26 protein-coding genes are annotated in these 26,497 nt (G+C 49.7%); 17 read left to right on the forward strand and 9 right to left on the reverse strand.

Annotation, left to right across the window (positions count from 1 at the left end; all coding sequences use genetic code 11):
* Nucleotides 1-3 precede the first annotated feature (3 nt).
* Both HOK28_17625 and HOK28_17630 read left to right on the forward strand, forming a co-directional pair.
* Nucleotides 4-693, forward strand: coding sequence for a hypothetical protein (locus tag HOK28_17625; GenBank protein ID MBT6434922.1), 690 nt, complete (start codon nucleotides 4-6; stop codon nucleotides 691-693).
* A 37-nt stretch (nucleotides 694-730) separates the two neighbouring features.
* The gene (locus HOK28_17630) at nucleotides 731-2,707 is read left to right on the forward strand and encodes a cyclic nucleotide-binding domain-containing protein (GenBank protein MBT6434923.1); all 1,977 of its coding nucleotides are present in this window, start codon (nucleotides 731-733) and stop codon (nucleotides 2,705-2,707) included.
* Between the two features lie 5 nt (nucleotides 2,708-2,712).
* Here the strand turns inward: HOK28_17630 and HOK28_17635 are convergent, their stop codons facing one another.
* The 3 genes from HOK28_17635 to HOK28_17645 all read right to left on the reverse strand — a co-directional run bounded on the left by HOK28_17635 (nucleotide 2,713) and on the right by HOK28_17645 (nucleotide 4,153).
* Nucleotides 2,713-3,144 carry an ApaG domain gene (locus tag HOK28_17635; GenBank protein MBT6434924.1) on the reverse strand — a complete coding sequence of 144 codons (432 nt, stop codon included), beginning with the start codon at nucleotides 3,142-3,144 and terminating at the stop codon, nucleotides 2,713-2,715.
* Between the two features lie 257 nt (nucleotides 3,145-3,401).
* The gene (locus HOK28_17640; protein ID MBT6434925.1) at nucleotides 3,402-3,800 is read right to left on the reverse strand and encodes a hypothetical protein; all 399 of its coding nucleotides are present in this window, start codon (nucleotides 3,798-3,800) and stop codon (nucleotides 3,402-3,404) included.
* The gene (locus HOK28_17645) at nucleotides 3,800-4,153 is read right to left on the reverse strand and encodes a DUF2203 family protein (protein MBT6434926.1); all 354 of its coding nucleotides are present in this window, start codon (nucleotides 4,151-4,153) and stop codon (nucleotides 3,800-3,802) included. Before HOK28_17645 ends, HOK28_17640 begins: the two co-directional genes overlap by 1 nt.
* 349 nt (nucleotides 4,154-4,502) lie before the next feature.
* On the opposite strand from HOK28_17645, the gene HOK28_17650 reads away from it, so the two are divergent.
* The 3 genes from HOK28_17650 (at nucleotide 4,503) to HOK28_17660 (ending at nucleotide 8,372) form a co-directional block, all read left to right on the forward strand.
* Entirely contained in the window at nucleotides 4,503-5,111 is a 609-nt protein-coding gene (locus HOK28_17650) for a hypothetical protein (GenBank protein ID MBT6434927.1), read from the forward strand.
* A 245-nt stretch (nucleotides 5,112-5,356) separates the two neighbouring features.
* Nucleotides 5,357-7,150 (forward strand): DNRLRE domain-containing protein, encoded by a 1,794-nt coding sequence (locus tag HOK28_17655; protein ID MBT6434928.1) that lies wholly within the window; start codon nucleotides 5,357-5,359, stop codon nucleotides 7,148-7,150.
* A gap of 184 nt (nucleotides 7,151-7,334) precedes the next feature.
* Entirely contained in the window at nucleotides 7,335-8,372 is a 1,038-nt protein-coding gene (locus tag HOK28_17660; protein MBT6434929.1) for a hypothetical protein, read from the forward strand.
* Nucleotide 8,373: 1 nt separating this feature from the next.
* On the opposite strand, the gene HOK28_17665 is transcribed toward HOK28_17660, so the two are convergent.
* Genes HOK28_17665 through HOK28_17675 form a run of 3 tightly spaced genes read right to left on the reverse strand, consistent with a single transcriptional unit; the run spans nucleotide 8,374 to nucleotide 11,263 of the window.
* Nucleotides 8,374-9,153 (reverse strand): glycosyltransferase family 25 protein, encoded by a 780-nt coding sequence (locus HOK28_17665; GenBank protein ID MBT6434930.1) that lies wholly within the window; start codon nucleotides 9,151-9,153, stop codon nucleotides 8,374-8,376.
* Entirely contained in the window at nucleotides 9,153-9,926 is a 774-nt protein-coding gene (locus tag HOK28_17670) for a hypothetical protein (GenBank protein ID MBT6434931.1), read from the reverse strand. The genes HOK28_17665 and HOK28_17670 overlap by 1 nt, the downstream gene beginning before the upstream one ends.
* A 53-nt stretch (nucleotides 9,927-9,979) precedes the next feature.
* Complete coding sequence (locus tag HOK28_17675) at nucleotides 9,980-11,263, reverse strand: NAD(P)/FAD-dependent oxidoreductase (GenBank protein ID MBT6434932.1); 1,284 nt, start codon at nucleotides 11,261-11,263, stop codon at nucleotides 9,980-9,982.
* Nucleotides 11,264-11,311: 48 nt separating this feature from the next.
* Here HOK28_17675 and msrP point away from each other — a divergent pair, with 48 nt between their 5' ends.
* A complete protein-coding gene (gene msrP, locus HOK28_17680) occupies nucleotides 11,312-12,493 on the forward strand; it encodes a protein-methionine-sulfoxide reductase catalytic subunit MsrP (GenBank protein ID MBT6434933.1) in 1,182 nt (393 codons plus the stop codon).
* Nucleotides 12,486-13,328 carry a hypothetical protein gene (locus HOK28_17685; protein ID MBT6434934.1) on the forward strand — a complete coding sequence of 281 codons (843 nt, stop codon included), beginning with the start codon at nucleotides 12,486-12,488 and terminating at the stop codon, nucleotides 13,326-13,328. The genes msrP and HOK28_17685 overlap by 8 nt, the downstream gene beginning before the upstream one ends.
* Before the next feature lie 4 nt (nucleotides 13,329-13,332).
* Here HOK28_17685 and HOK28_17690 read toward each other — a convergent pair whose 3' ends face one another.
* On the reverse strand, nucleotides 13,333-14,124 hold the full coding sequence (locus HOK28_17690) for a hypothetical protein (GenBank protein ID MBT6434935.1): 792 nt from the start codon (nucleotides 14,122-14,124) through the stop codon (nucleotides 13,333-13,335).
* Between the two features lie 282 nt (nucleotides 14,125-14,406).
* Here HOK28_17690 and HOK28_17695 point away from each other — a divergent pair, with 282 nt between their 5' ends.
* Nucleotides 14,407-15,177 carry a Bax inhibitor-1/YccA family protein gene (locus HOK28_17695; GenBank protein MBT6434936.1) on the forward strand — a complete coding sequence of 257 codons (771 nt, stop codon included), beginning with the start codon at nucleotides 14,407-14,409 and terminating at the stop codon, nucleotides 15,175-15,177.
* Between the two features lie 40 nt (nucleotides 15,178-15,217).
* Here the strand turns inward: HOK28_17695 and HOK28_17700 are convergent, their stop codons facing one another.
* The gene (locus tag HOK28_17700; protein MBT6434937.1) at nucleotides 15,218-15,595 is read right to left on the reverse strand and encodes a hypothetical protein; all 378 of its coding nucleotides are present in this window, start codon (nucleotides 15,593-15,595) and stop codon (nucleotides 15,218-15,220) included.
* Nucleotides 15,596-15,881: 286 nt separating this feature from the next.
* Here HOK28_17700 and HOK28_17705 point away from each other — a divergent pair, with 286 nt between their 5' ends.
* From HOK28_17705 to HOK28_17740, 8 genes are all read left to right on the forward strand, one after another.
* On the forward strand, nucleotides 15,882-16,712 hold the full coding sequence (locus HOK28_17705) for a hypothetical protein (protein ID MBT6434938.1): 831 nt from the start codon (nucleotides 15,882-15,884) through the stop codon (nucleotides 16,710-16,712).
* Nucleotides 16,713-16,794: 82 nt separating this feature from the next.
* Complete coding sequence (locus HOK28_17710; GenBank protein MBT6434939.1) at nucleotides 16,795-17,841, forward strand: hypothetical protein; 1,047 nt, start codon at nucleotides 16,795-16,797, stop codon at nucleotides 17,839-17,841.
* On the forward strand, nucleotides 17,838-18,857 hold the full coding sequence (locus HOK28_17715) for a D-alanine--D-alanine ligase (GenBank protein MBT6434940.1): 1,020 nt from the start codon (nucleotides 17,838-17,840) through the stop codon (nucleotides 18,855-18,857). The genes HOK28_17710 and HOK28_17715 overlap by 4 nt, the downstream gene beginning before the upstream one ends.
* 40 nt (nucleotides 18,858-18,897) lie before the next feature.
* On the forward strand, nucleotides 18,898-19,563 hold the full coding sequence (locus HOK28_17720) for a methyltransferase (protein ID MBT6434941.1): 666 nt from the start codon (nucleotides 18,898-18,900) through the stop codon (nucleotides 19,561-19,563).
* 65 nt (nucleotides 19,564-19,628) lie between these two features.
* Entirely contained in the window at nucleotides 19,629-20,336 is a 708-nt protein-coding gene (locus HOK28_17725) for a YceI family protein (protein MBT6434942.1), read from the forward strand.
* Nucleotides 20,337-20,366: 30 nt separating this feature from the next.
* The gene (locus HOK28_17730) at nucleotides 20,367-20,621 is read left to right on the forward strand and encodes a hypothetical protein (protein ID MBT6434943.1); all 255 of its coding nucleotides are present in this window, start codon (nucleotides 20,367-20,369) and stop codon (nucleotides 20,619-20,621) included.
* Nucleotides 20,622-20,726: 105 nt separating this feature from the next.
* A complete protein-coding gene (locus HOK28_17735; GenBank protein MBT6434944.1) occupies nucleotides 20,727-21,632 on the forward strand; it encodes a response regulator in 906 nt (301 codons plus the stop codon).
* Between the two features lie 328 nt (nucleotides 21,633-21,960).
* A complete protein-coding gene (locus HOK28_17740) occupies nucleotides 21,961-22,293 on the forward strand; it encodes a hypothetical protein (protein MBT6434945.1) in 333 nt (110 codons plus the stop codon).
* 147 nt (nucleotides 22,294-22,440) lie between these two features.
* On the opposite strand, the gene HOK28_17745 is transcribed toward HOK28_17740, so the two are convergent.
* Nucleotides 22,441-24,999: a hypothetical protein gene (locus HOK28_17745; protein ID MBT6434946.1), complete on the reverse strand. Its 2,559-nt coding sequence runs from the start codon at nucleotides 24,997-24,999 to the stop codon at nucleotides 22,441-22,443.
* Nucleotides 25,000-25,163: 164 nt separating this feature from the next.
* Between HOK28_17745 and HOK28_17750 the strand changes: the two genes are divergently transcribed.
* On the forward strand, nucleotides 25,164-26,497 hold a 1,334-nt coding region (locus HOK28_17750; protein ID MBT6434947.1), incomplete at its 3' end, for an MMPL family transporter.

The following is a 26,497-nucleotide window of genomic DNA, read 5'->3' on the forward strand; positions in this document are numbered from 1 at the left end:
TGCATGAAGTATGAGTTTCTCATTCTAACCCTGATTTTCTGGATACCGGGGCTACTCATTTATGCTTTGCGTTTCGATCTGCGCCGCGTCATTCACCTGATGGCTGCATTCTCGCTCCCCTTTGCAGCGACTGAATGGCTCTTTTATCCCGAGTATTGGGAGCCCACATTTCTCTTCAACCTGATCGACTACGTTGGATTCGGGATTGAAGACATCCTTTTTGTAACCGGGTTGGCGGCATTTACATCCACGGTCTATGCGTTCTTCTCTGGTAAAACATTGGAAATTAAAACCGTCCGCTGGGACCGAGTTGCGCTGATATTCGCGGTAACGGGCTCGCTCGTAACCTTCCTAACTTTGGGTGGCATGGCGACCATCTATGCCTCTGTACTCATCACTGGTGGCATTTCCTGTTGGATTCTTTGGCTGCGCCGAGATCTCATTCAAGCTGGTCTGATTGGGAGCCTGCTCACCACTCTCATCTACTTTAGCTTGTGCATGATATTTGGCATGACCTTTCCGCAAGTATTCGAAATCACGTGGCATACAACCGATTTCCTCAACCTATTCATCATGGGTGTGCCCGTTGAGGAGCTGCTCTACGGGGCCGCGTGCGGGCTCGCAGCAACGGTTTTTTTACCGTACATCACCGAAGCACGTTTCATCCCACGGGACACGGCCCTCGCCATGTGATTCAATCTCAAAGTAGGGGTTGAAACACAGGATAGCGATGAGCACTGAAGATAAATTCATCGATTGGGTAAGAGAGCGCAGCGGGCAGCGAGCAGTCCCATCTTTTTACCGTGTTGCCGAAGCTAAAATAGAAAAGCTAGTGGAAGACCTGGCTCAAAATGACATCCTCTCAATCTACGAAGAACTCCAAGAAGAAGGCAAAAGCAGTGAGCTCTGGTTGCCGGTTCTGGCCTATTTTCAAGACCGCACATCAACACTGAAGCTTAGCGATGAGCAATACACCCTCCTGGGCGAGCGTCCGCTGGCAAGGCTTCTAAAACGAAACGAAGTTTCAAAAACACTGACCATCTGGTGTGCCGGCTCAGGAACAGGAGCCGAAGCTTACGGCATTGCAATGTACCTCAAGAGCAATATTGACCACCCAGAGAGGTGGACTCTCAAAATTCTGGGAACCGATATCTGTCCAGACAACATTCAACGTGCAAGAGAAGGCGAAATTTCTGAAGAGCAGATGACCGAAGAGTTTCCTGAACCTTGGAAAGAGCAGTTTATCGAAAATCAGGACGAGACCATTCGCTTCAGTGATGAAATTCGAGAATGCATTGAGTTCAATACCCTCAACCTTTGTGACAGCCTCTCATCTATACCGATCTGTGATATCGTCTTGATGCGCCATGTGGTGCCGGAATTATCTGATGATGTTCAGCTTCACCTCGGCGCCCAGCTCTTAAACCATCTCCACCCTGATTCTATCTTAATTGTAGAACCCGAGGGTAACTCTCCGGGCGAGCCCGGTCTTCTCAAAGCAGTAAAAGACAAGAGCGGCCTTTTTCAGCTCAATCGCCAAATTCTTCCGCCTGAACTTTTTAAAAGATACGAACTCGGCGATGAGCGAGAAAACGATGATGAACGAGAAGAACTACTCGACCTGGACCCCCTGGAGGCGCGTGAGCGTGGGTACCGCAAGCTGGCGATGACCCCCGAGGATTACGCGTGGCTTATTCGATATGTGCGCGGCCTCCACCTCTTCCAAAACATCCCAGACACGGTCATTGGTGAAATATGCAAACGCATTGAACTTTTCGAATTCGATGCCGGTGTTGCCATGGTTCAGTCGGGGCAGCATGGTGAAGCTTTCTTTATTATTTATGACGGGCAAGTCGACGTATGGGGCCATTCCAACCTACTTCGAAAACCAACTCATTCTGCGACCCTCATTCCTGGTAATGTTTTTGGGGAGATGTCTATCATTCTCGATGAACCCGCCAACGCCACGGTAAAAGGTGTGGGTCTCACAAAAGTATTCGCACTAAGCCGCGCACTCTTTGAATACCTCTTAGATAAAAACAATCGCTTCAAAGACCACCTCGGCTCCATGGTTGCCGAACGTGCCCTAGATGGCGGCGTCAAGCGCTCATTGAAATTGTCAGGAATCAGTCTCCCGGAACTGGATGTCGACTTCTCTGTATTACGTAATCTCTTTGGTAAGAAGCGAGACAAGTCAGAGAGCGAACCGAGCAAAATAGAACTCCCCGAGAGCCTGCCCAACGACTTGGCAGACCCAGCAGTAGCGGAAGCCACACAACGTGACTATCTAGAGCTCCTGAAACTTTCGAAAGAACTGCCACTCTTCCAAGATGCTCCACTCCAGGCCCTTCCTCCTGATCCAGGACAGGTCCTGCTTTATGAGTTCCCAACCAATTATAAACTCATTAAAGAAAACAATGCCCCCGACGCGGTCTATCTCATTGACGAAGGGCGTGTCTTGGTCTCAACCGGTGGTCGATTCTTTAAAAAGGAAATCGACTTAGCACTTCTCGGTCGTGGCCAATTGGTAGGTGAAATGTCGCTGCTTACGGATGCACCATCGATTGCTCATGTCACCACGCAAGGCGAAGTAAGAGCCTTTCGAATCGACCGCGAGCTTTTTAAAAGTTGGTGTTTAGAAAGCGACGCTTTTAGAGAAAGCGTCGAAGATGTGATGTTTGAAAGGGAGCCCCCCGGCACCGAATAAACAATTTAACCAATGGAACGGTAAAGACCATCTTCTCCAGATAAATGGTCTTGATGACGTAAAAAGAACACGGGGACTTCCACCCGAGCCTCAGTTCCATCAGAAAACTCTACCCATAAAAAGCCACGCATGCTTCCACAGGCTGTTGGTAACGGACAATAACTTGAAAAGGTTTCGCTTTCGCCGGCCTGGATCCATACAGGCTTGCCACGCATTCCGGCATCCTCAAGCGACCTTTCTACGCCATTTCCATCTCGAATTGTAAAGTGTCGGGTTTGAACCGCTACCGCCATCTCACCGCGGTTAATAAGCCGCATTGCATAGAAAAACACATGCAATCCTGATTCAGGCGCTGAGTCGTCGGGCAAGTACATCGGTGCCACCTGAACCTCAACATCAAATGTAACGGCGCAATATGGCGCTTCTGACACAGCCACACTATTCTCCATTCGTTCACAGCAAACAGCCCCGTGAAGCGCGTCGATCACTAGATAAGAACATCATAACCTATATCGGCCACAATTTCCCGAAATATGTCAATTTTGTCCGAAAATGAGTACTCAATTAATTTAAAATAATACTTCACAAATCGAATGATTTCTGTTTGGCAATCATTGTCCCCAGGCTAAGCTGAGTCTAAATTCTCTTTTTGAGACACCACCACAAGAGCAGCAGCGAAGGAAATCTCAAGAAACTATCCACCCAATAAGCAGGCGTTCCATTCTCCGCTTTGCAGGGAACAATCGGAAAGATTCGCTGGAGTTGGGTCTGTTCGGCCTTCTGTACAAATAAAAGACAGCGTCTGTGTACACGTATAAAAAGCAACTCCGGTGGACTCGCATGATTCGCTTAAGTCCATGTCATCCTCAGCAGCGCATTTTAGAAAACAGCTATTCAGGCTCTCCGTTAAGTCTGCGGGACAGTCCTCTGGGTCGTCATGGGAAAAGTCACAATGTTGATGACAAGCCTCAATGAAGGAGATGGATTCGTCGACAGGAGCCGGTTCAGATATCCCGTTATCGGATTCGCCTCCGCAGGCAGCCAGAAATAATAATGTGAAGGAGAAGAGAATCAAGGAAGGTAAGTGGGTCATTAATGGACGATTTCAGGCTGAATCAGCTCTCGTTTGCCCGCCCCCTTCTCGGGATCGTCATTACGACAATATTCGAGAGTAGGTTCAGGATATTTCCAGGAGTAGTAGCCATCGCCCTTATCAAAATCCACGGCCCAAAGGCCACAAGGTTTAGCGCCCGCCTGATCAACTTGGTCAACCCAGATGTCGATAACGCCCTGAATTTTTTCAACACAGTCATCATAACCCGGTTCATCAACTTCAAATAGGTCTCGCTCTTGCGCAAGCACAAGGACTTCGCTTGCTGCCTTTTGAGTGATCCCTTGAAGATACGGCATCAGTTGATTTGCTTGTTCTAAAGAATGTACGTTCATGGTCCTGCCCCCAGCCCATTTGAATGCATTAATAGTGTTAGGCCTGAGCTCGATGGTTTCAAGTATTTAAGATCAGTAAATAATTATGTTTAACCCGAAAAACGGGAATACCTGCAAGTAATTTTTAACTTAAAACGTTTTCTAGGGAATTGTCAGGTCCTCTTGATCGTTTAATTCATGAGATACCCCCTAGCTGGCGGCTCATGAGTACGCTTATTCCCCCAAGCCATCCCATGGCCGCCAGCGCTTTCTCCACTCAAACTCCACTCCAGCGTCTTGCACGCACCTCGCCCCTTACCGTATCCTCGTGCACATGTCGGACCTGCTCAGCCCCACCTGTGGCTCATGTTTGCGTTTCCTCAAACACAACAAAGAGCCCGATGGCCTCTATACCGGACAATGTCGGGTTCGCCCCGAACTGAAACTCATTTCGGAAACACTCAGTATTTGCAGTAAGTTTCACCTCAAGCCCGCGCTTGAAGGCAAAGTTAAGGTACCGAAGCCGACCAAGGCGAAGCGGTCCCGGTCAAGAAGCAGTCAAGATGACGATACCCCACGACCACAGCGTCCCACCCTTTCAAAACCCACCATGGGTAATACTGATGGAGAAATCGACATGGATCGAAATGGCCTCAAACAAGTATTGCGCGAGCTCCTCGAAGAGGAATCACTTTATGGATACGTGGAGCTGGGGCGTAAATGGGAAGGCGGAACCATCATACTCAAGCCTGCCGACGACAGCCTCCAACCGAAAGAGGTCCCGATTGAAACATTCTTTCATAAGATAATTATGGTCCGAGACAGATTGCGAGTCCTAGAAGCCAAACTCAATGGCCATGACGACCTCAGCAAAACCGACAAATTGGAGATGCAACAATACATCTCAAAGGCCTACGGCACCCTAACCACATTCAATATCCTGTTTCAGAACAAAGAAGATCAATTTAGCTCCAAATAAGAACTTTATACAGATACGGCAAAAGTGGCCCGAACAAAGTATACCAATATGAGCCATCATCCGAAAAACGTACAAATCACAGGTGTCTCCCTTACCATTTTGAATAATTAGACGATTTTAGACGTTGTTCAACGGGTGAATACTGCTTAGGGACATCGAAACTTCAGAGTTAGAAAGTCGTTTTCTGAAGTCATCCAGAACCCGGTGTTCGCCCGAAACACTCACAGCCCAACTAGGGGGAAACGATGGCAATTCGTATTTCTTTAATCCTTCCGATTGCTTTTTTGAGCCTAACACTCGCAGCATGCAGCGTTGACAATCCACTCTCAGCAATTCCTGATTGTGCTGGCGTTTCAGGCGGCGACGCAGTCGTTGATGAATGCGGTGTGTGCAACGGCGACAATACGCAATGCGCCGACTGCGCGGGTGTCCCATACGGAGATGCTCTCGCGGACGAATGCGGGATTTGTGATAACGACGCTACCAATGATTGCATTCAAGACTGCTCAGAAACATGGGGCGGCGATGCTGTGATCGATGATTGCGGCGTGTGTGACGGTGACAATACCACCTGCGCCGACTGCGCAGGCGTCCCAAATGGCGATTCTATGCTGGACGAATGTGGCGTATGCGACAACGACTCTACGAACGATTGCACTGAAGACTGCACCGGAACATGGGGCGGAGATGCTATCCTCGATGAATGCGACGTGTGCGAAGGCGACAGCTCAACCTGTGCCGACTGTGCTGGCGTTGCGAATGGTGACTCCGTCATCGATGAATGTGGCGTCTGCGATAACGACGCTACGAACGATTGCACTGAAGACTGCACCGGAACATGGGGCGGAGATGCCATCCTCGACGAATGCGGCGTGTGTGAAGGAGACGGCTCAACCTGTGGCAATGTGTCATTTGGACCTGTTGCCGATGCACACGTAACCAGTGGTAGCGCCAACAGCAACTACGGACTACTTGATGAACTCATTGTGGACCGCGGCGCCAACGAAACCTATTTACGGTTCGACCTAGGAGCCAATATTCCAGCCGGTGCTTATATAGAGAGTGTTAACTTCAAAACCACCGCACACACAGGATTTGCCTGGGGCGGCGACGGCAACGTTTATACTTACCTCGTAGACGATGACACCTGGGCAGAAGAAGGCATCACCTGGAACAACCGCCCGGCGGTATCGGGCACAAGCCTGGGCAGCTGGTGGCTCTGGTATGATTACAGCGACAACACGATTCGAACAGGTGAGCACTCCACCGAAGAAATGGCCACAACTGTTCAAGCAGAACTGGATAACGACGGCCTTATCAGTGTCCGTCTTCACTCCCCTGGCTATCGTACCAATTACCACTCGCGTGAGTTTGCGGATGCAAGCATGCGCCCTCGGCTTGAAGTTGCATATCTTGACTGCGCCGGTATTCCCAACGGCGATGCATTTGTTGATACCTGCGACGACTGTGTTGGCGGTACCACAGGCCTTGAGGCGGGCGACTGCTCCGAGCCGGAAGAGACGGGAATTGTAGTCGGCGGTGGCACAACCACACTGGCGCAACAAGGCAGCTGCGGATATTCCAGCAGCACTATCAGTTGCCCTGCGGGTTTTGTGGCCGTTGGTTACCAAGGCCAAACCGGCGATTGGTTTGACCACGTAAAACTGATCTGCCAAGAGCTGCTCGCCGATGGTTCTTTGGGTGGCATCACAACCACTTCTGCTAACGGTTACAGCAGCGGCGGCAGCAATGTTGGTCCTTACTACTGCTCTGCAGGCCACGTTATGGTCGGCGGTCAGGTCCGTGCTGGTGACCACTTAGATTATGTGCGTGGACGCTGCATGAGTATTGCAGACGTCGCAGCAGGAAGTACCGTTGGGTACACCTCCTCCGCTGATGGAATGGGTAACGCAAGCGGCGGCGGCGATTACGGTGATCAGCTCTGCCCTGCCGGTCAAGCCATCACGGGTATGATTGGCGGCAATGCGCAGTATGCGTGTCGAATCAGCTGGATTTGCAGCGATATTGCCAACAACTAGATTCCCAAAAAATCCCCTCGTTTAATCGGGGGGATTTATGGAGTGTCGGTATTTTCTCCGCGCCAGTTTAATAGCAGCATTCTGTAGCTTTGTTTCTGAAAGCTATCGATACCGGTAAAGCTAAATCCAAAAAGCAGTAGGCACCGACCTTGTTCCAAGCCCTCGCTCTCAATACACTTCTTAAATGTTTCGCCTCTTAGCCATTCTTATTGCTCTATCCAGCCTCCCTGGCTGTGGCGTGGCCTATATTGCGAAGTCGGCAACCTATCAGTTTAGTATGCTTAACAGCCGCGTACCCAATCTCGAAGCAAGAGCCAGTGGCGAACTCAGCCTTGAAGAGCGCCGCACTTTAGATGTGATTGAAGAAGTGCGCGGATTCGGCTCTCACCTTGGGCTTCATGTGGGCGAACTCTACGGCACCATTGCGATGGGCTGGGACCATACCATTTGGAACGTATCAGCCTCACAGCCCCTGGCTTTTGAATCGGCAACATGGTGGTTTCCCATTGTTGGTACCGTTCCTTACCTGGGCTTCTTTGAAAAAGATGAAGCACTTGAGCAAGTCGAACAATTACAAGACGCCGGCTTGGAAACTTACCTTAGAACCGCAGGTGCCTACTCTACCCTTGGCTACTTTGAAGATCCTGTCTTGCCATCCATGTTGCAGTGGAGCGAATGGACAGTTGCCCGAGTGATTCTCCATGAACTCACCCACGTCACCATCTGGCTACCGGGAAGTGTGAACTTCAACGAGAGTGTAGCAAACTTTGTGGGCAATGCGGCAGCACTGCAATTTCTTGAGGCGAAATATGGTGTCCAAAGCCGGACTCTCCAACGAGCAAAACGTTCCTTAGAGGACCAGAGTACTTGGCGTGTCTTGCTTAAAAACCTCTATGCAGATCTTGATAAACTATACCGCGACCCTTCTGTTCCCGACGCTACCAAACGTGAGCGTAAAGCGCAGATCTACGAATCCCTCGTCACCCGTGTCCAAGATGCACCATTTCATCATCCACGACATTATCTTCATCTAGCCAAGCAGAAGTGGAACAATCCGAGACTGATGCAGTTTCGAACGTACAACAACAACCAGCATTATTTCCAGGCGTTGCTCGATGAGAATCAAGGTGATGTATTGGAGTTTATGAAAGCAATGAATCGAATTGCTCGTAACCATAGCTCACCCATGGATTACCTAAAGAACAATTATTCAAAGAGATAAATTAGGATGCAGCTTTGGCTGCCGGTGGCATTCCGCCCTTGATAGTGTCAGAAGAGCACTCCGTATCACTGTCGGAATAATCGACCTGATGCACAACATTTGGTGTAACCGCATAAGCCCAAAGCGGATCTGCAAGCGCAAAACGCTCGAGAATGTCAGCTCGGATATGCTGATGAAACATCGCAGGCAAAAACTCATCCACAGGAATCAAATCTTGCTCATAACCAACGCTTAAAAGCTTTTCTGCACCACTTCGAGTGACCATGTAGCCATGGGTACAATAACTAAAGCCCGGCACACTTATGAAGTTTCGAATCTGAAACGGATCGGGCGTCATAGCATTACGTCCCAGATAAAGAAGGTCCCACTTGCCTTCCTCGCGAGCATGCCGACAAAAGGTCAGTGCACGTTCAAACAAATATTTAAAATGTCTATCGAAACCCGCGTCATCTTCCAGGATTAAGACTTCGTCGAGTTCTTCCTCAACAACCTTCTTCCAGATATTCACATGACTCAGCGCACAGCCTATTTCACCCTGACGAATTTCACGCTGGTAAAAATGCACTGGTAAATCCGAGTTCTTCCAAGCATCCCAGACACCGTAGTTACCCTGTTCCATGAATTTATCATCGATTTGGCTGCCATCTACCGCTGGAAAAAACTCAAATTTCTCCCGTACCTCAGGTGGAAGGTCCAATGCTTCAAGGCGGTTTTCCATCTCAGCACGTCGGTCGCTTCGACGAGGTAGATTAACAATAAATACTTTATCCAATTGCTTCACTATGAGTCGCTTCCTGTATGGCCCATAGCATCGAGGCCAAATAAATCGCTTAAATGCATACCTTTAAACTCAGGTAAAATACTGAGGGTCGAACCGATTGGGTCTGCGCCTTCACCCTTAAGCGTGAAGTAAAATACGGGGCGCGCTACTTGAGAAGCATTTTGACCACCGCAGTGAAATAGACGCGAATTCATAATGACCAGAGACCCACACTCGCCGTGCAGAGGAACAGCCTCACTGATTTGTATGGTTTCAGGGAATTCTAGATGTGTCTGAGGCCAAGCCAGAAGTGGTCCCATCGTTAAATCTTGATCTCGAAGTGGGATAAAAACAGAATACATCTCAGCCACATCCCCGGTGTGACGAACATCAGGATGCGGAGGTTGTCGTTTGGCTCCGGGATAACTGACCATGCAAGAAAACTCGACGACCTCGGGATTATCCGTCAAACGGTCTCCAAGGATTTCACCAACAAGCGGTACCGCCTGCGCGAAAACCTGTTCCGCAAAGCCTGCATACAATAGTGGCACATCACTGCGATGTTCCGGCTCAGCTATTTTGACAGGAACAGTTTCACGTAGTCGGCTGATGGATAGAAGCAGGCGCTCGCATGTGTTGCGGTCACAAAAACCAGGAATCAAAACCACGCCTTGCTCTTCAAGCATCCGGGACGCTGCTCCGCTTTCGACATCAGCTTCGCTCGCAACGTAATGCTTACGCCGCTCAAGCATCCTCACGAGAACTGGGTCTATGTCAGATGACTCTCGTTTCAAAATCGCGCTCTTTCCTCGGACCACAGGCCCTCAGAAAGAGTTTCGACGGATTTCTATAGAACTTTAGTAGACTTTACCGGATTTGGAGGGAACGAGCGCCACTCTTTATCGACAATCAAGCGCGCTGATCGGCGAAATGTCATGTAAGACCAAGCCCATTGCATGACCACGAATACCCGGTTTCGAAAACCGGCTAGGTAATAAATGTGTACTAAGAGCCAGCTGAGCCATGCGAAAAACCCTCTGAATTCCATACCGGCAAAGCTCATAATAGCCCTGCTCCTGCCTATGGTGGCCATCTGGCCCTTGTCTGTATAGACAAACGGCAGCCGGACCTGCTCTTTGAGGTCTCGTAGAATGTTCTTGGCTGCCCATTTACCCTGCTGCAAAGCTACCGGCGCCACACCAGGTAACGGTGCCTCACGGTTATGAGCGAAATGTGCCTGGTCCCCCACCACAAAAATATTCGGTGAGGATTCGAGGCTTAAATCTTCCTGAACAACAACCCGGCCCTGGCGGTCTTTCTCACCCTCCAAAGCTTTATTCAGCTCAGGCGCCTTCACCCCTGCTGCCCAAACCACGGTGGCTGCCTCGACTCGTTCACTGCCTATCTCAACACCTTCCTCGTCGATGCTCGTCACCATGCTCGAAGTCCATACCTGGACCCCGATTTTCTCCAAATCACGCATCGCAATGGCAGACTGAGCGTCCGAGAACATGGGTAAAATACGTGGTCCTGCCTCAATGAGAATCACTCGGGTCAATCCTGGATCGATGGAGCGAAATTCCTGAGAGAGCGTAAATCGGCTCATTTCAGCGATTGCGCCCGCCAGCTCCACCCCAGTGGGACCGGCACCAACAATCACAAATGTGAGATTTCTTTTAAGTTCAGCTCTGTCTCGAGCTCGTTCTGCTCGCTCAAACGCTGTGAGTACCCTACGCCGTATCTCGGTTGCCTGTTCGATGGTTTTAAGGCCTGGAGCATGCGCTTCCCAATGTTCATTCCCGAAATACGAGTGGCTCGCGCCACAAGCCAGAAGAAGATAATCATAAGATATTTCCTCGTGATCGGTGTGAACCGTGTTCGCACGCGAATCAACATTGCGAACCTCCGCTTGCAAAACCGAGATATTTGAGAAGCGCGACAAAAGCGTCCGGATTGGAGCCGCAATCTCTGCGGGGCTCAAACCGGCTGTCGCCACTTGATACAATAAAGGTTGAAAAAGGTGATGGTTACGTCTGTCAATCAGCGTCACTGAGACGCCTTTTTGACCACCTAAAATTCGAGCTGCATTTAAACCCGCAAAACCCCCGCCGACGATAACCACGTGCTTCATTCTTTCTCCAATCCATGACGCATTGCGCAAAACCGAAGAAAGCACGGCATGACGCAATACGTCAAGGGCGGGCCGAAGTTTTTTCACAGATATCGCTCCCAGCCGAAGCCGATACCATCTCTAAAATTCTTCTTTCACAATCACATCGGGTCCACTAGAGTCGTGATTCTTGTCAGGAGTAATTACGTGAATGATTTCAACAACCGTTTGCTGGACGCCATCCTCAAAGCTCCAAAATGGGCAGGTCCTGACACACGAAGTACCCCGGAAGCGCTCTACCTGAGTCGACGGCAATGGCTCCAAAAAGCTGGCTTTTCCGGCGCGGCACTGACTTTGGCTGGCTGCGGTTTATCCATTGATGGCAACCCGCTTGGCACCACGGGAACAGATACCGGAACCTCAGATCCGATTTACGGAGACTGCCAAACCAACGCATTTCCTCCACCCCACGACGCCTACTACCCCGCCTCCGTCAACACTGGCTTTGAAGTCACCGACCGTGACCACACGCCGGCAGAGCTCGCTACGCAGTACAACAATTACTACGAATTCACAGTCTTCAAAGACAAGGTTTGTACCCTCACATCCGAGTTTCCGACCTACCCTTGGAACTTGGAAGTCGGCGGCCTCGTGGAAAACCCACAGACCTTCTCGTTGGATGACCTGGTTGAGAATTTCACCCTCGAAGAACGCCTCTACCGGTTTCGCTGCGTTGAGGCTTGGTCCATGGTCGTTCCGTGGACAGGCTTTCAATTGAGCAAGTTGCTCGAGGCGGTGCGGCCCACCCCTGAAGCCAAATTTGTTCGCTTCATATCGGCCAATGACCCTGCAACGATGCCTGGGGTAAACCTCATTCCGCAATACCCTTGGCCCTACACCGAGGGACTGCGTTTAGACGAAGCCCAAAATGAGCTTACGTTGCTCGCCATGGGGCTCTACCAGAAGCCATTGCTTACTCAAAATGGTGCACCCATTCGGCTCGTGGTGCCTTGGAAGTACGGGTATAAAAATCCAAAATCGCTCGTAAAAATTGAACTCACCGCGGAGCAACCAGCAACCTTCTGGAACAGTATTGGGCCCACTGAATACAGCTTCGAATCCAATGTTGATCCCGACGAACCCCATCCGAGATGGTCACAAGCTGAAGAACGCCCGCTCGGTGGAACCGGAACGATTCCAACACTTAGATACAACGGTTATGAAGATTACGTAGGTTCACTCTATGCGTAAGTTATGCACGGCCCTCTTATTGCTCCTCGTTCCAACAATCGCTCAGGCGGGACCTTGGCTTAAAGACACCGGAGCCGGCTACGCGAAGTTCTCAACCACTTACTTTCAATCAGATGGCTACTATCGCGCTTCAGAAGAAACTGACCTTTCCTTTTCATCTTATAGCCTGAGCCTATACAGCGAAGTGGGCCTTCCGGGCCCCTTTCAGGTAATAGTTCAACTTCCATTCATATTCGCAGCCAACTCAGCCGCATCGGATGCGGCTTTTCGCAATGCAGACTTCGGTGATGGCCGATTCTCCGTAGAATGGGCGCCGTGGAGTAGCCTGAATCTCGTTGTAGGCATGGACTTGGTGGTGCCGCTTTATACTCCCGTAACCAGCCAGCAACTGCCCGGAGAGCTTAGTGCGTGGCAAACCAGCTTTCCTGATCTGGGAGATGGCAATTACGACCTCACAACACGCATCGATTACGGGCTATCTCTCTCAGTGATACCGGGTTGGCTCACCGGCTCTGCTGGTTATCGCAAAAGATTTGGCTACTACGTGGACGGCGTCGATCTCAAAATGCAACTCGGGGTCTGGCTATTTCCAGACAAAGCTTACGTGAGCGTCTACAGCCAAGCACTGCTCAATGTGGCAAAAGATCCAGAGCCCACGCTCTTAACCAGCCGTGAAACCGTATCGATGGAAGTGAGCTTAGGTGTAACCGCTGATCCACTTGAAAAGAATCTACACTTGGTTTTTTCTTACGGAACCCTGCTTTACACTCGATTCGCATCACCCGGCTACAGCTTAACCCTGGGTGTCGCCTATAGCTGGGATGGCATCTCTTAAAGCGCTATATCGCATCCTTAAAACAGCGAACCACGATGGTTTGCGTATTCCAAATACTCGCCTCATCATCGTCCTCAAACGGCATTTCAATATGGACGGACCGGTCGAGCCGTTCAGGCAGTGCGCGTACACGAGATGGTTGCGGATCGCCGGGTTCCAGTGTGGCTACTTTGAGCTGGCCATCACTGCCAGTTACGAAGAGTGAAAGCGAGAAATACATCGACGCTGTATTTTCGGTATTGGCTGTTGCGCTATTTTGAGCTGCATACTCTTCAAAAAAAGTTGAATCCTGAGCCATCACAAACTCTTCGGTAGGCATTGCCCAACCTTCGCCCAGCTCGTGTGCACAAGCATCTACTTCTTCGAGAAACTGGGGAATCCAATACGGCTTACTTCTAAATCCAAGATCTACGTCATAAGCACACGACGAGATTGCAATATAGTTGGCGTCAAGCTGCTCGCGAGTCAGTACAGTTTCTCCCGTGGCTACTGTAATCTGAGACGCATACGGTTCGTGGTCTAAACAAAAGTCCATCATCTCTGGAAACGTCATCATGGGTTCCTCAGCTTGAACCCAATCCCACGTTGCGCCTGGGCTCGCCGGATAATCCTCGCCCTCAATTTCATAAAAGAGGATGTAACGTGGAAAAAGCGGCGCGGAAATCGCTGTCAACCCAACCAATATTTCTCCATCGGCCTCATTCACTGTGGGCATCAGGCTGTCTGGTGAACTGCAGGCACTCAAGCCGCCAAGCACAAGAAAGAGAACTGCAAAAGCTAATGAAATAATTCGCAACGGGGGTCTCCTGGGTCGAGTAAAAAAGGGGAAGTCCTCCAGGAGGAGCAGATGTTGTGCCAAAACTTAAATCTATATAAAACAGCGACTTACAATAGAACCGGCGCCACTTTACGCGCGTTGAACAACATTTCTTGCGCAGTAGTATGCAATCTTTGTTCGCACGGTCTTTGGTACACAAGTTTTAAAACCCTGAGTAATCAATTACAAACCCCACTTGTCATTGGCATTCAGATGCCTAAAGTACTAGAGATGGCTCCATAAACGCCTCAAGGAGTAAGCATGTTTCGCACGACAAACCCTGCCATGGGTGAGCAAATCTTTCATAAAGCCAGACAAAACGCCGCATCGAGTACTGAGCGGATGACTCTCGACGGAACCGTTAACAAGACAGCTATCTTACTGGGCCTAGCCCTCATCACGGCAATGTGGTCGTGGAATGTTGTGTTTCCGGGCTCAGCCAATGTAGCGGTTGGGGCATTGCCCTCACCACCCGCGTGGCTCCTCATGGGCGCCCCTATTCTGGCCATCATTGCTGCCTTGGTAACCATATTCAAACCCACCGTGGCCCATATATCTGCTCCCGTTTATGCCTTGCTGGAAGGCCTTGTTCTCGGAACCATCTCAGCGATGTTTGAAGTGAGCTATCCTGGTATTGCTATGCAAGCCGCCTTCGGCACACTCGCAACCTTGGGAGGGCTATTGCTGGCCTACCGATCTGGTTTTATCCAAGTCACTGACAAATTCCGACTCGGCGTAGTAGCGGCAACCTCAGGCATCTTCATGCTTTATTTTGTAAGCATGATTATGAGTTTCTTCGGAGCGGAAATACCGTTTATCCGGGGCGGCGGCATCATGGGAATTGGCTTCAGCCTTATCGTGGTTGCAATCGCAGCCATGAACCTCGTGCTCAATTTTGATTCAGTTGAAGGTGGTGTAGAGGCTGGTGCCCCTAAACACATGGAATGGTACGGCGCATTCGGAGTTATGGTTACTCTCGTATGGCTCTATATTGAGATGTTGGTACTCCTTAGCAAATTACGAGACCGCTAGGTATCAACGGAATTCCCGTTCTACTGCAAGTTAATCCGCTCTATTCATTCTGATAAGCAGCGAAAAATTCATCAATCATACCTTGTCCGCCATGGCCTTGCTGCCACGCGTCACCGGTACCCGGATCGTCGCTGCACGCGTATTGTTTGCAGGTATCTTTAGTGCGATTGCCGAGAAAATCTTCGTTGTAAACATAGTAACAACGGTCATTAGGGTCAGTACCGTCTAAGTAACACAGAATACATTTGCGGTTCGCGGCAATACCCATGTTCTCATATATCCAGACCCACTCTCTTGCTTCGTCCGAGTCGCTCTCATCAACGCAGCGACCATGATTTTGCGAAAAACATCCTGAGAGCACCAAAGCCAATCCCAATGTGCACACGGCACTCAACACACGCCTTAATTTTGTTTTCATGAATCTCCCCCGAGGATTTTATCTTAACTGCTTCTTTACGGATGAACCAGCCTATTAAAAGCCCACCAAGCCATTCATGAATGCCACCGAACTTCGTTTTCGCTCCTCTCAAGAGTCCAATCACTCGTATCAACCAACCTTCACTTAGGGGCTAAACAGGACCAAAGCTTCCAGAATGCATCTTAAATAACTTAACAGGCCGCTCTAAGCGGCTGTTTTCAATCGTTCTTAATATAAAACAGGTCTTTCATTGCGCTGGTGATCCGGGCAGCGCTACACTTTATCTATGAGCCATGATGAAGACCCTCGTTTGAAGCGCTTTGCGAAAAGCCAAGCGCCGAGACTCGCCTCCATTATCCGAGAGCTTGAAAAACGTCTTCTCGACGAGCTCATTCTTCGAAATGGGCCGATTGGTGAAAAGGAAATAAAGTTTCTTTGCCAGGAATCGGCTCGTGATTATGACCGTCTTTCAAGTGTTCTTTATAAAACATTGAAGCGACTCAACTCCTGGGACGATGACAACGATTTCAGCCACCGGCGCCAGAATATTCTAGGGCGCTTACTGGTAAGTCGGTTTGAAAATCAGATTGAAGGGCGAAGCGAGATGGGCATCTATGGCGGTGCACTTCCCCGCTTTGCCGTCACTGGGATTCTTGATGCCTTCAAGGGTCTCATTGGAAGTGAAATATTCGATGAGCTCCGACATGAAGTCACCCATATCCATGCGGCGATTCTTGAAAATAACGAAGACAGTGAGGCTGGTGCAGTTTGGGAAGAATTTTATAACAATCAGCAGTCTATTATTTGCGTGCTCAGAATGGTTTCTCGACTGGCTCAAAGGTTTCAAAAATACGACAAACGCAAAAAGTGGATGATAGATTATATCAACGTCAATGTATCCCCGAGCGAAGATGACACCGACCCGTCCCATACCAATTGGAAATTTAGCAATATGCACTTTACCAGTGTCATGAACGCATTTGTTCAAGATGCGAGAAATATGATGGGTAACACCAAGAGCTATGCAAAACTCCAGAACCACTTCTCTGAAGAAGAAATCACCGGCATTGGATCATTCATTGATAAACTGTCTGCGGAAGTGACGGCGAAACACTAAGGCCCGTGCTCCCAAGCCTATGCTCAGTCGATCTCTCGGATTTGCCCGTCAGCTCCGTCTGTGCGTAAATTGTATTGAAATCATGAGCACTCGAAAACGAAAATCCACCCGCACAACCAAGCGCTTCTGGGAAAGCTACTCCAATGAAGACCTGATGGAAGTTCCAATCAGTGAGCTGGGCCTCACCATCAAAGACTCGTGGCTGGAGCGACCGGTAGAACAACTCTACGATGAGCTGAAAAAAAGAAAACTTAAACTTCGGCCCCATGTTTGGCTCAGTGAAGAATGGTTTTGTCCTGACGGTATTTCAGGCTTTGCGATTCCTTTTTACTTAGCGCATCCCCGCCTGGCCAAACTTGAACGACAACAAATGCTTGAAGTGGAAGGTGGTAACCTGCCCTGGTGTATGAAACTTATGCGGCACGAAACCGGACACGCCATCCAAAACGCTTTTCGATTGCATCGAAAGAGAAATTGGCAAAAAACATTTGGAAGGGCCACGGTTCACTATCCCGAAACATACACGCCCAAACCGGGTAGCAAACGCTTCGTCCTCAATCTCTATTACTGGTACGCTCAAAGCCACCCTGTAGAAGACTTCGCAGAGACCTTTGCCGTTTGGCTCAAACCCGGGACTAAATGGAAAAACCGATACAAAGGCTGGCCAGCTCTTCAAAAACTAAATTACGTCAATGAGCTAATGGAAGAACTAGAAGGCACTTCGCCTCCTGTCAAAAGCCGTAAGCAAATCGATAACCTTCGTAGTTTGAAATATACCCTCAGAGAATACTACGAGCAGAAACAAGCAAGATATGGCAAAGGGTTTCCCGATATCTACGACCGAGACTTAAAACGCCTGTTTTCCGACAGTCCTGACCACAAATCCAAGCAAGCTGCCTCGGCATTTTTACGCCGCAATCGCCGCAAGCTTCGTAAGCAAGTGGCGCGCTGGACCGGCGAATACGAATTCACATTGGATCAGGTTTTTACACATATGCATGGCAGATGCCGTGAACTCGGTTTGAGGGTCCATGAGGACGAAGATAAAATACTCGTAGACTTTGCCATCCTTCTTACCATGCGGACCACTCAAAGCCTTCACGCTCACCGAGAACGGGTTGTGCTATGAAGAAACAACGCGTGGTCGTATTGATGCATAAAGAGCTCATGCCGCCCGATAGCCTCGAAGGTGTCAGTCCGAAAGAGCACGAAAAATGGCGAACTGAGTTTGATGTGGTTCAAGCGCTTCGTAGCCAAGGTCATGAGGTGATTCCGGTTGGCCTTGGGGAAGAAATCCTTCCAATCCGCGTTGCCCTAGAACAAAGCAAGCCCGACATTGTTTTTAATCTCATTGAAGCCTTTCACGGTGAATGCATGTACGACCAATTGGTCGTCAATTATCTTGAATTGATGGGTCAGCCCTATACTGGCTGCCGCGCTCGCGGTCTGATGCTTGCTAGAGACAAAGCGCTATCCAAGAAGGTACTAAGCTACCACCGTGTTCCGGTACCTAAATTCGCCGTCTTCCCGGTTGGTAAAAAAATGCGGAGACCACGTCACTTAGAATTCCCTCTCATCGTTAAGTCATTGGTTGAAGAGGCATCCTACGGCATCTCTCAAGCATCCGTTGTGGATACAGATGAAAAGCTGCAAGAGCGAATCGCTTTCATCCACAACCACATTCAAACCGACGCTATTGTGGAAGAGTATATCGACGGCCGTGAAGTCTACGTAGGCATTATGGGAACGGAGCGGCTCAAAGTTCTGCCAACCTGGGAAATTGACTTCAACAACATGCTCGAAGGGTCGAACAAAATCGCCACCGAGAAAGTAAAATGGGACAAGAAATATCAAGAGCGCCATGGCATAAAGTGGAAACGTGCAGATGTTGATGAAGCATTTGAAAACAAGCTTGCGAAGCTTTCAAAGAGAATTTACCGGCGACTTCACTTAAGCGGCTACGCTCGGCTTGATTACCGGGTTAGCGCCGAAGGGCAGTTCTACCTGCTTGAAGCAAACCCCAATCCAAACATTGCGAAAAATGATGAATTTGCCACCAGCGCGAAAGCGCTTGGAATTGAATACGGCCCTCTCATTGATAAAATTCTACAAGTGGGTTTAAGGCTTAAGCGAAGAATGGGATAAGCACTCGGACCCTCCTTCAACCTGAGAGCATTTCGAAAGCATGTTTCACCCACCCTTTGATGCAACGTTTATACTCGCTCAGACGCACGTGGTCTGTGCCAGCTTGATTCCCGAAATCCCTTTGCATTTACTCGATCCCAAAAGCACCCTCGGGAAAATGACTGAGGAAGACTTAGAGAGTTCTCCTTTCGGCAACCCCTACTGGGCGATTGCATGGTCGGGCAGTCAGGCCATCGCACGCTACATTCTAGACAACCCTGACCAAATCGTAGAGCGAAGTGTGCTGGATTTCGCATCTGGCTGTGCGCTCTCCGCTATTGCCGCGGCTCAGTGCGGCGCCGCCCATGTGATGGCCAACGACATCGACCCCATCTGCCAATATGCCACGCAACTCAATGCAGGCCTCAACAAAGTCACCGTTGGCTTCTCTGCCTCGAATCTACTCGAATCACCTCCACCCAAAGTCGACATCATTCTGGCGGGCGACGTCTGCTACGAAGAACCACTGGCCACCGTGGTCATCGACTGGCTCGAAAGCGCTGTGGAGAACGGCACTCGGGTTTTCCTCGGAGATCCGGGGCGCACCTTTTTACCCCGCTCACGGCAACGGGTACTGCAACGCTATCAGTGCGAAACCATTGAACCCTGGGAAGATACCGATGTCACTCGGGCGTGCGTTCGAGAAGTAACCTCCTCCAAAAAATGAACTGAATTTGCGCAAAAACTCAAAATTCTGCATAGTCTCCAACAAATCACTCAGGAGAAATCACGATGCGTCTTTTCGCTATACTTCTACTTTTGGTGGGCCTTACTTCAGGATGTAATTCCAAGAGCCCAGAAATCCAGGCCAAAGAGGCTGCCAATAAAGAAGCACTTGCGAAGCAAGCGGCTGAAAAGGCGGCGCCGGAAGCTCAAGCAGTGGTTGATAAAGCAGCACCCGCAGATTGCACCTACACTATTACCAAACTGACCCCTGGATGGACTGCTTACAAGACCACCAAAAAGGTGGCCGTCGGTGGTACCTTCAACAGTGTAAAAATAAGCGGAATAAAGCCAGGTGATACACTCACCGCAGCTTTTACTGGCCTCTCTGCCGAAATCGAAGGCGCGTCAATCGAAAGTGGTAACCCCGCCCGAAATGCCACCGTTGCTTCTGCGTTCTTCGGAAAGTTTGCCGAGCAGGCAAAAATCTCAGCAAAAATTACTGGCGCAACCAGCGGAAAAGATACGGGCATCTTCATAACCAACGTCACCATGAACGGCGTAACAAAGTCGGCTCAGCTTAAGCACGGAGGTGTCAAAGAAGGCACTCTTGTGGCGAAAGCAGTTATCGACATGCTTGATTTCAGTCTTCAGGGTGCTTTCGATTCCATCCACAAAACATGTGAAGCACTGCATACCGGTGACGACGGTGTATCCAAAACTTGGACCGAAGTTGAAATCACCATCACTGCGGATGTTACTGAGCAGTGCTCTTAAGAGCCTCTTGACGTCCTTCTCTGCTTCCAAATGACCAGCCATCGCCAGAAGAAAAAAGCGGCCTCGGAAGGGGCTGCCAAGCTTCGTAACAAGCCTGGCTGGGATCCCCACGCCCTGAAGCGCTCAAGCGTTGAAGAGCAATTACAGAACCTTGGTCAAGAAGAACGTACCCAAAAGACCTACACCGAAGGCGAGATTTGCTCCGATTGCTTGGCAGCACGCGCCAAATCGTCTGACGACACCACGTTTTGCCCGGCTCACTTCTCAGAATTAATGGGGTTCTAAGCCCTTACATCCTCACAGACTGGCCCGTACCCAAAATAATCGTTATTATCAGGGAACCAAAGCTCGGCATCGTTTTTGTCCGCTCTCAACCTGGAAGTCCATTGGATGACATCGCAACTCACTTCACAAAAAGTTGAAAATCCGCGCATTCTAATCATCGACGATACGCCGACGAGCGCTGCTATGCTCTTAGGGCTATTAGAAGATACCGGCCTAACCAATGTTCAAGCTATCTCCTCTGGGCTTGAAGCCATTGGTGAAGTGGCGCGCAACAAACCCGACCTCATATTCTTAGACATTAAGATGCCAGAAATCGATGGTTGGCTGCTATGTGAAATGTTTAGCAGCATCAAACGTTGGAAAGATGTTCCGGTTATTTTACAAAGCGGCTTGGTGGGCCGAGAAAATATCAAAAAGGGTTTAGCTCTCGGCGCTCACTCCTACATCGAAAAGCCTGTGACTCAAGAGAAAGTCGCCACAGTCTTAGCCGCTATATTCAAGACGCCCATTGTGTACCCTGAGAATATTTCCAACCGAATGCGTTTTGCGGTTCGGACCATTGCTGAAATGACCAAGCAAACTTTCAACCTGGTCCTCGGCAGCCAAACCCAAATTGACAGCGTAGTCTATGTTGTAGGCGATAGTCCTGCCGCTACTTATGATTTCCAAGGCACACTTCGCGCGGAAGGCGCAGCGGAAATTGAAGTGAGCGTTGGATGGCAGCGCGCACTCACCATCAATGTTTGCTCAGCATTCCTCGGTATTCCAAAAGATGAACTCGATGATGAGTTCCTAATCGATGGGCTCAGTGAACTTCTAAATGTGATGTTTGGAACAACGTTCAAAGATCTCGCATCGGTTTACCCGGTGCGCTTGGGCCTTCCCCAGAGTCATCAAAATAGGCCGCTGACTTTTGCAGAAAATGCCGAGCATCAATTTTTGATAGAATTAACCACACGCGACGGTAGCTTTCCGCTTAAAGTATCAATCAACGAGACTACTTCTACTTAGGCTTCACCACTGCGTTCCAATCAGAAATCTTCTTACCCAGTCTAGAGCCACGCGTTCGACTCCCACCATTTATACCCATTTTCTAATGAGGCGTGGCTCTCTAAGCCGGTACCTCAGGGGCTGATGACACCATAAGAGTCCTTCTATCTTGGCCTCGAGCTATGAATTTAAAGATTACCTCCAAAAAAACGGTTGATATAAGCCACTAAAATCTTTGGGCTTTATTCATTATAAACGACTTTTTATAAACCAAGCATAAACTTTTAAGCAACTTCGTAAAGCTGACGCCGATAATGAATGCACAACACCCAAGCCCCAGGAGAGCCACATGTCTGCAGCTATCGCCATTCGAACCAGCCCAACATTCGACGGAACCTTCAGCACAACCAGCACTGAAGCCAACCCTGAGCTCGGACAGTTTATCAAAGCCACGGCAGCCAAAGCGCTTCAAAAAGCAGCTCCCTCGGCTTCAAACTTCAAAGTCACTCTCAGTAACGACCTCGATGGCGTCGCTCCTACAAGCGAACGCTCAATCTACAACCATTATGGTTTCGTATCCGTAACGGCTACCGCAACAACATGTGCCGGTAAGAGCATCACACTCACGGGTGAATTCAATACACACGGCAACGAATTACAGATGGTAGATATTCAGCGCTAAGCTAAGCCAGGCCAGACCGCATCAAAATAGAATAACGATAAAGTCGTATAGAATAAGAATACAACTATAAATGCGATAGAATATAGACCCTCTTTGCTGTCCGCTAGCCCCGGTATAGCAAAGGGGGTTTCTTCATTTGGGACGCTCTTAACGGAGGCCCTCAGGTGGCAAAATCGGCTCCACAGGCGGCGCTACAAAGCACTCAGCCAAGCTGCCTACGCCAGGCACATCGTCTAATACCCAGTTGGCAAGTTCACCAAGCTGAACATAGATGCCTTCACCAAAAGCAACCTCAAAGGGATTGATGTGGTTCATGTAGCAAGGTGAGACTGGCGCCTCAAAAGCCTTGCCTTCATCTCGCCACCAGTAAAAGAGCGTTCGCGTTGTCCACATAAACCGGTAATCATAAGCTGTAGGATTTGGCGTCCAGCTGGCCACGCGCTCTGGATCTAGCCGGTAGTGGTTCTCACGCTCCGCCACCAATACCAGTCCATCATCAAGCGCAGTCCTCGCAGTGTTCATTCTCTCCATCCGCTCATCTTGCGGAGTATCCCAATAGCCATCGACATAGTCATAAAGTCCATGAATTTGAGTTGCACGAAGGGCATTGATTTCCAGGCTGTCCATCAATTCATCATAATACGGTAACACGTGCGTGGGTATTTGGCTCTCTAAAGCGCGCATCACTTCAAGGTCTTCGCCAAACTGGTTCTCCATGGCTGTCAACAATGGGTCAATTTCTGAGCTGTATCCTGGAGGGTCATGCAAAGGGCTGCGCATCTCAACCAACCCGAGCTTATCCGGCTGGTGAGCAAATGCTGGCACACCTGGAATTGATCCAGCCACATCCGCTACGTCGTCCCAAGCATCAGCACCAGACATATAAGCCTGACCGTTGCGCCGATTCACCTCAGAGGGTAGCTGTCCGTTCACGCGACCCTCAATCAATAGTTCCATCTGATTTTGCATCACGGTTTGCAAATGCGTGGTTACCGCGGATGTTGCGCCGCCAAATGGCTTTAACATACGCTGAAGAATATCGGCCATGGCATCTTCATCCGTCGCCATTTCAAGGCGAGGGTTCCAAACAGCGCGAGCACTGACGGCATCGTTGAGCCAATAGCCCCATTCCCAGCCACTTGAGAAAACCATCTGTCCGTCCATCCGTGCACCGTCAACTGCCATATTTCCGGAGATTTCATCCTGACCGAGTAAACGTAAATCGTGTAGTCGGCGATGAGCATAAATCGGGAGAAACAAAGGCACATCAATATCGAAGCTTACCCAATAAGCTGTCTCGGGATGCCAGACAGTCGGTCGGCGCCCTGCTTCTTGCTGTAGATATTCACGCATATGAGCAAAGCCATTGTTACCGTAGGTCGGCGCTGGGTCATCCAAGGCGTAGTGCTGCACGGTGTGGGGTAAAATGCCCAAACGCTGATCCGCATGATACGTTAGAAAGTTAAAGTTGATGTCTTCCCCAGTAACTGGATCTGCATAACCTTCTGCAACCTGCCCTGACGAAATATGAATCTTCATATAGGCAACTGAATTATAGGCTTCATCAAGATAGCTGGCCATCTCGTCCATCCAGCTGAGCATACGAGACGGCTCAGGATGGGTGAACTCACTGGTTCCACTCTCACTGGCTAGGTAATCAAAACCCGCACGCATCAAGTAATCGATACGACCGCGCATATCTGCAAGTTCATCCGCAAGCTCACCTTGGTTAGGAATCAAACGGAACGCATGCTGTTGTTCAAGAGCAATCGGTACATCAACGCCTACGCGAAGCCCATAGCTATGAGCCTGCTCAACAAGCTTGGTTAAACGGCCGAGACGCTCTTCACTGTAGGCCCACTCTTCCCATGCTTGCGCCGAGAGCAACACCCAGTGAACATGATTCTGACGGTTTGCAACCATCCAGAGTAGAACCTTGTCCCAGTCAGACCGCATGGCTTCGAAGCCCTCTTCATCATCCTTGGACGTATAGCCCCAACCATTGAGAACGTTGGCCATATCGGTTGGGTGCATCGTGTGAATTTGAAAACCACGAATCGGCCAATAAGGCTCCTCACGTAAACTCAACTCAGCAAAAGTCGTAGGCAACTCTGGCGGGATAAGCTGATCCAAGGGATGCCAAAACGCAAAGCCCATTTCCTCAAGCAATGCGAAGGAACCATAGAGAGCACCGATATTGAAAGCGACCTCATCGTTGAGAGCCTTACCATCTGCTGCCAACGCTGGTACGCCACACGCCTCACCACTCTTCACAATGAAGCCTTCTACGGCCAGATCGACCAACTCTGATTCATCAATGACGCCCGCTTCCGTCGCCCCAAAGCTCAGAACCCGTGAGTCCGGATGCATGGCTGCTGGGCAAGTCGCTTCCGCCTGAACAATCGGCCACTGCGAGGCCTCTGTTAGCATGGAAGTGATACGTTCCCGTACTACCGGTGGAAAACCAGGGTCAAAAAGAACGACCAATTCAGCCTCTTCTGGCAACTCGATCTGAGATGGGTCAGCAGCATCGGCACTATTCGCTGGGTCACTGGATGCTTCACTTGGTTCAGAGGCATCAGAGGCATCGGCTGGCTCACTTACATCGCTGCCCCCATTGGGAGCGAGGGTTTCTTTCTCACTGCATGCTGCAGAAAAGAGAACGAAGAACGAAAGGCTTAATAGAGTCAAAAATCGAGATTTCATGACCGGGCTTGTAGCAAATGAACCCGAAAGGTAAACCCGCAGTAAGCGTATCAAAGGCTTACGTTACAATTTATCGACAATTGGCACCAAGAAGTCATACCAGAATCTCTTTCAACTCGGTTCTGGGAGCTGTCAGCCATCTAGGCTAAGATATCAGGGAGTTTATGATTGAGTTGTTGCTACATAAAATCGATGCAAACAGAGGTGGCATCCTTGTACTTTTTGCAGTGCTTACCGTGGCGTCGCTCGCACTGAGCACCAAGCTCCCCATAGATTTCAGCCCAGAAACGATTTTTCACGGCAACGACGACCTCGTAGAACCCCAGGAAGCTTTCGTGAAAACCTTTGGGGTCCATCGGCACGTCGTGCTGGTGGTCTTAGAATCTCTAGACGAAACCACTCTACTCGAACCCGCACACCTCACTTGGATGTACGACAGCAGTGCTGCTCTCATCGCCCACCCAGAGATAGACGACACTTTTTCACTGGCCAATATCAAAGTACCTAAGGCGGGCATCATGCCCTTTATGCCCATGCTTCCCATGCCTGTCGTTACTGAGTCTCCCGTTACCCAAGCCGAAGCTGAAGCCTTAAGAGATGCTATGGCGCGCTCCGGTAAGCTCGGTGAACAGTGGGTCAGCCAAGATAAGAAACTCGGTCTGATGGTTCTTAATCTGAATCAGAACATTCAAAAGATTGAGGACCTCTCCAAGCTCGTTCATGACATCAAGCTTACCCTAGCCCAGTATAAAATCCCCGCTACTCTGCGCTTCTCTCTCGCTGGACTCCCGGCCATCCGCAGCGATGTGGTGGAAAGTCTCAAAACCGACCAGACAACCATCATCCCTCTCGCCGGACTCCTCTTTCTTACGTTACTCACTTTGATTTTCAGAAAGCCGGTAGGCATCGCCTTGCCGCTTGCATCCGTCGGCATCGGTATTGTGTGGAGCATGGCTGTTTACGTGCTCATGGACCAAGCCATTACGGTCGTGAGCAACGCACTGCCGATTCTCTTGATGATTATCGGTATTTCCAACGGCGTTCATATCGTTGGCCGATACACCGAGGAGTCTCGCCTCGACCCCACCCATAAAGCCGCCGCCGCGCATCGCACAATGAGTCACATGATTCTTGCCTGTGGGTTAACCATTCTCACGACCGCTATTGGCTTTGCGTCTCTTCTCGCAGCACGCTCTGAGCTGCTTACCTCGATGGGCTGGCAATCGGTATCGGGGCTAGCACTGCTCTATCTTTCAATGGTCTTGCTTTTCTCCCTTTTCCTCGGGAAATTTGAAGCACCGAACCAACCCAATTCAAAAACGCCTGTTGCTGCATTTGTTCGATTCATCAGCCGGCGTGTGGTTCAATATCGGTTTGCTTGGTTTGCAATTGCTCTCAGCTGCATCGCGGCCGGTCTATGGAGTGCGTCTTCTGTAAAAATCAATTCAGAGTTCATGGAAACGTACACAGAAGAGCACCCGATGATGCAAACCCTGGA

Source organism: Deltaproteobacteria bacterium (genome assembly GCA_018668695.1).
Classification (GTDB): Bacteria; Myxococcota; XYA12-FULL-58-9; order XYA12-FULL-58-9; family JABJBS01; genus JABJBS01.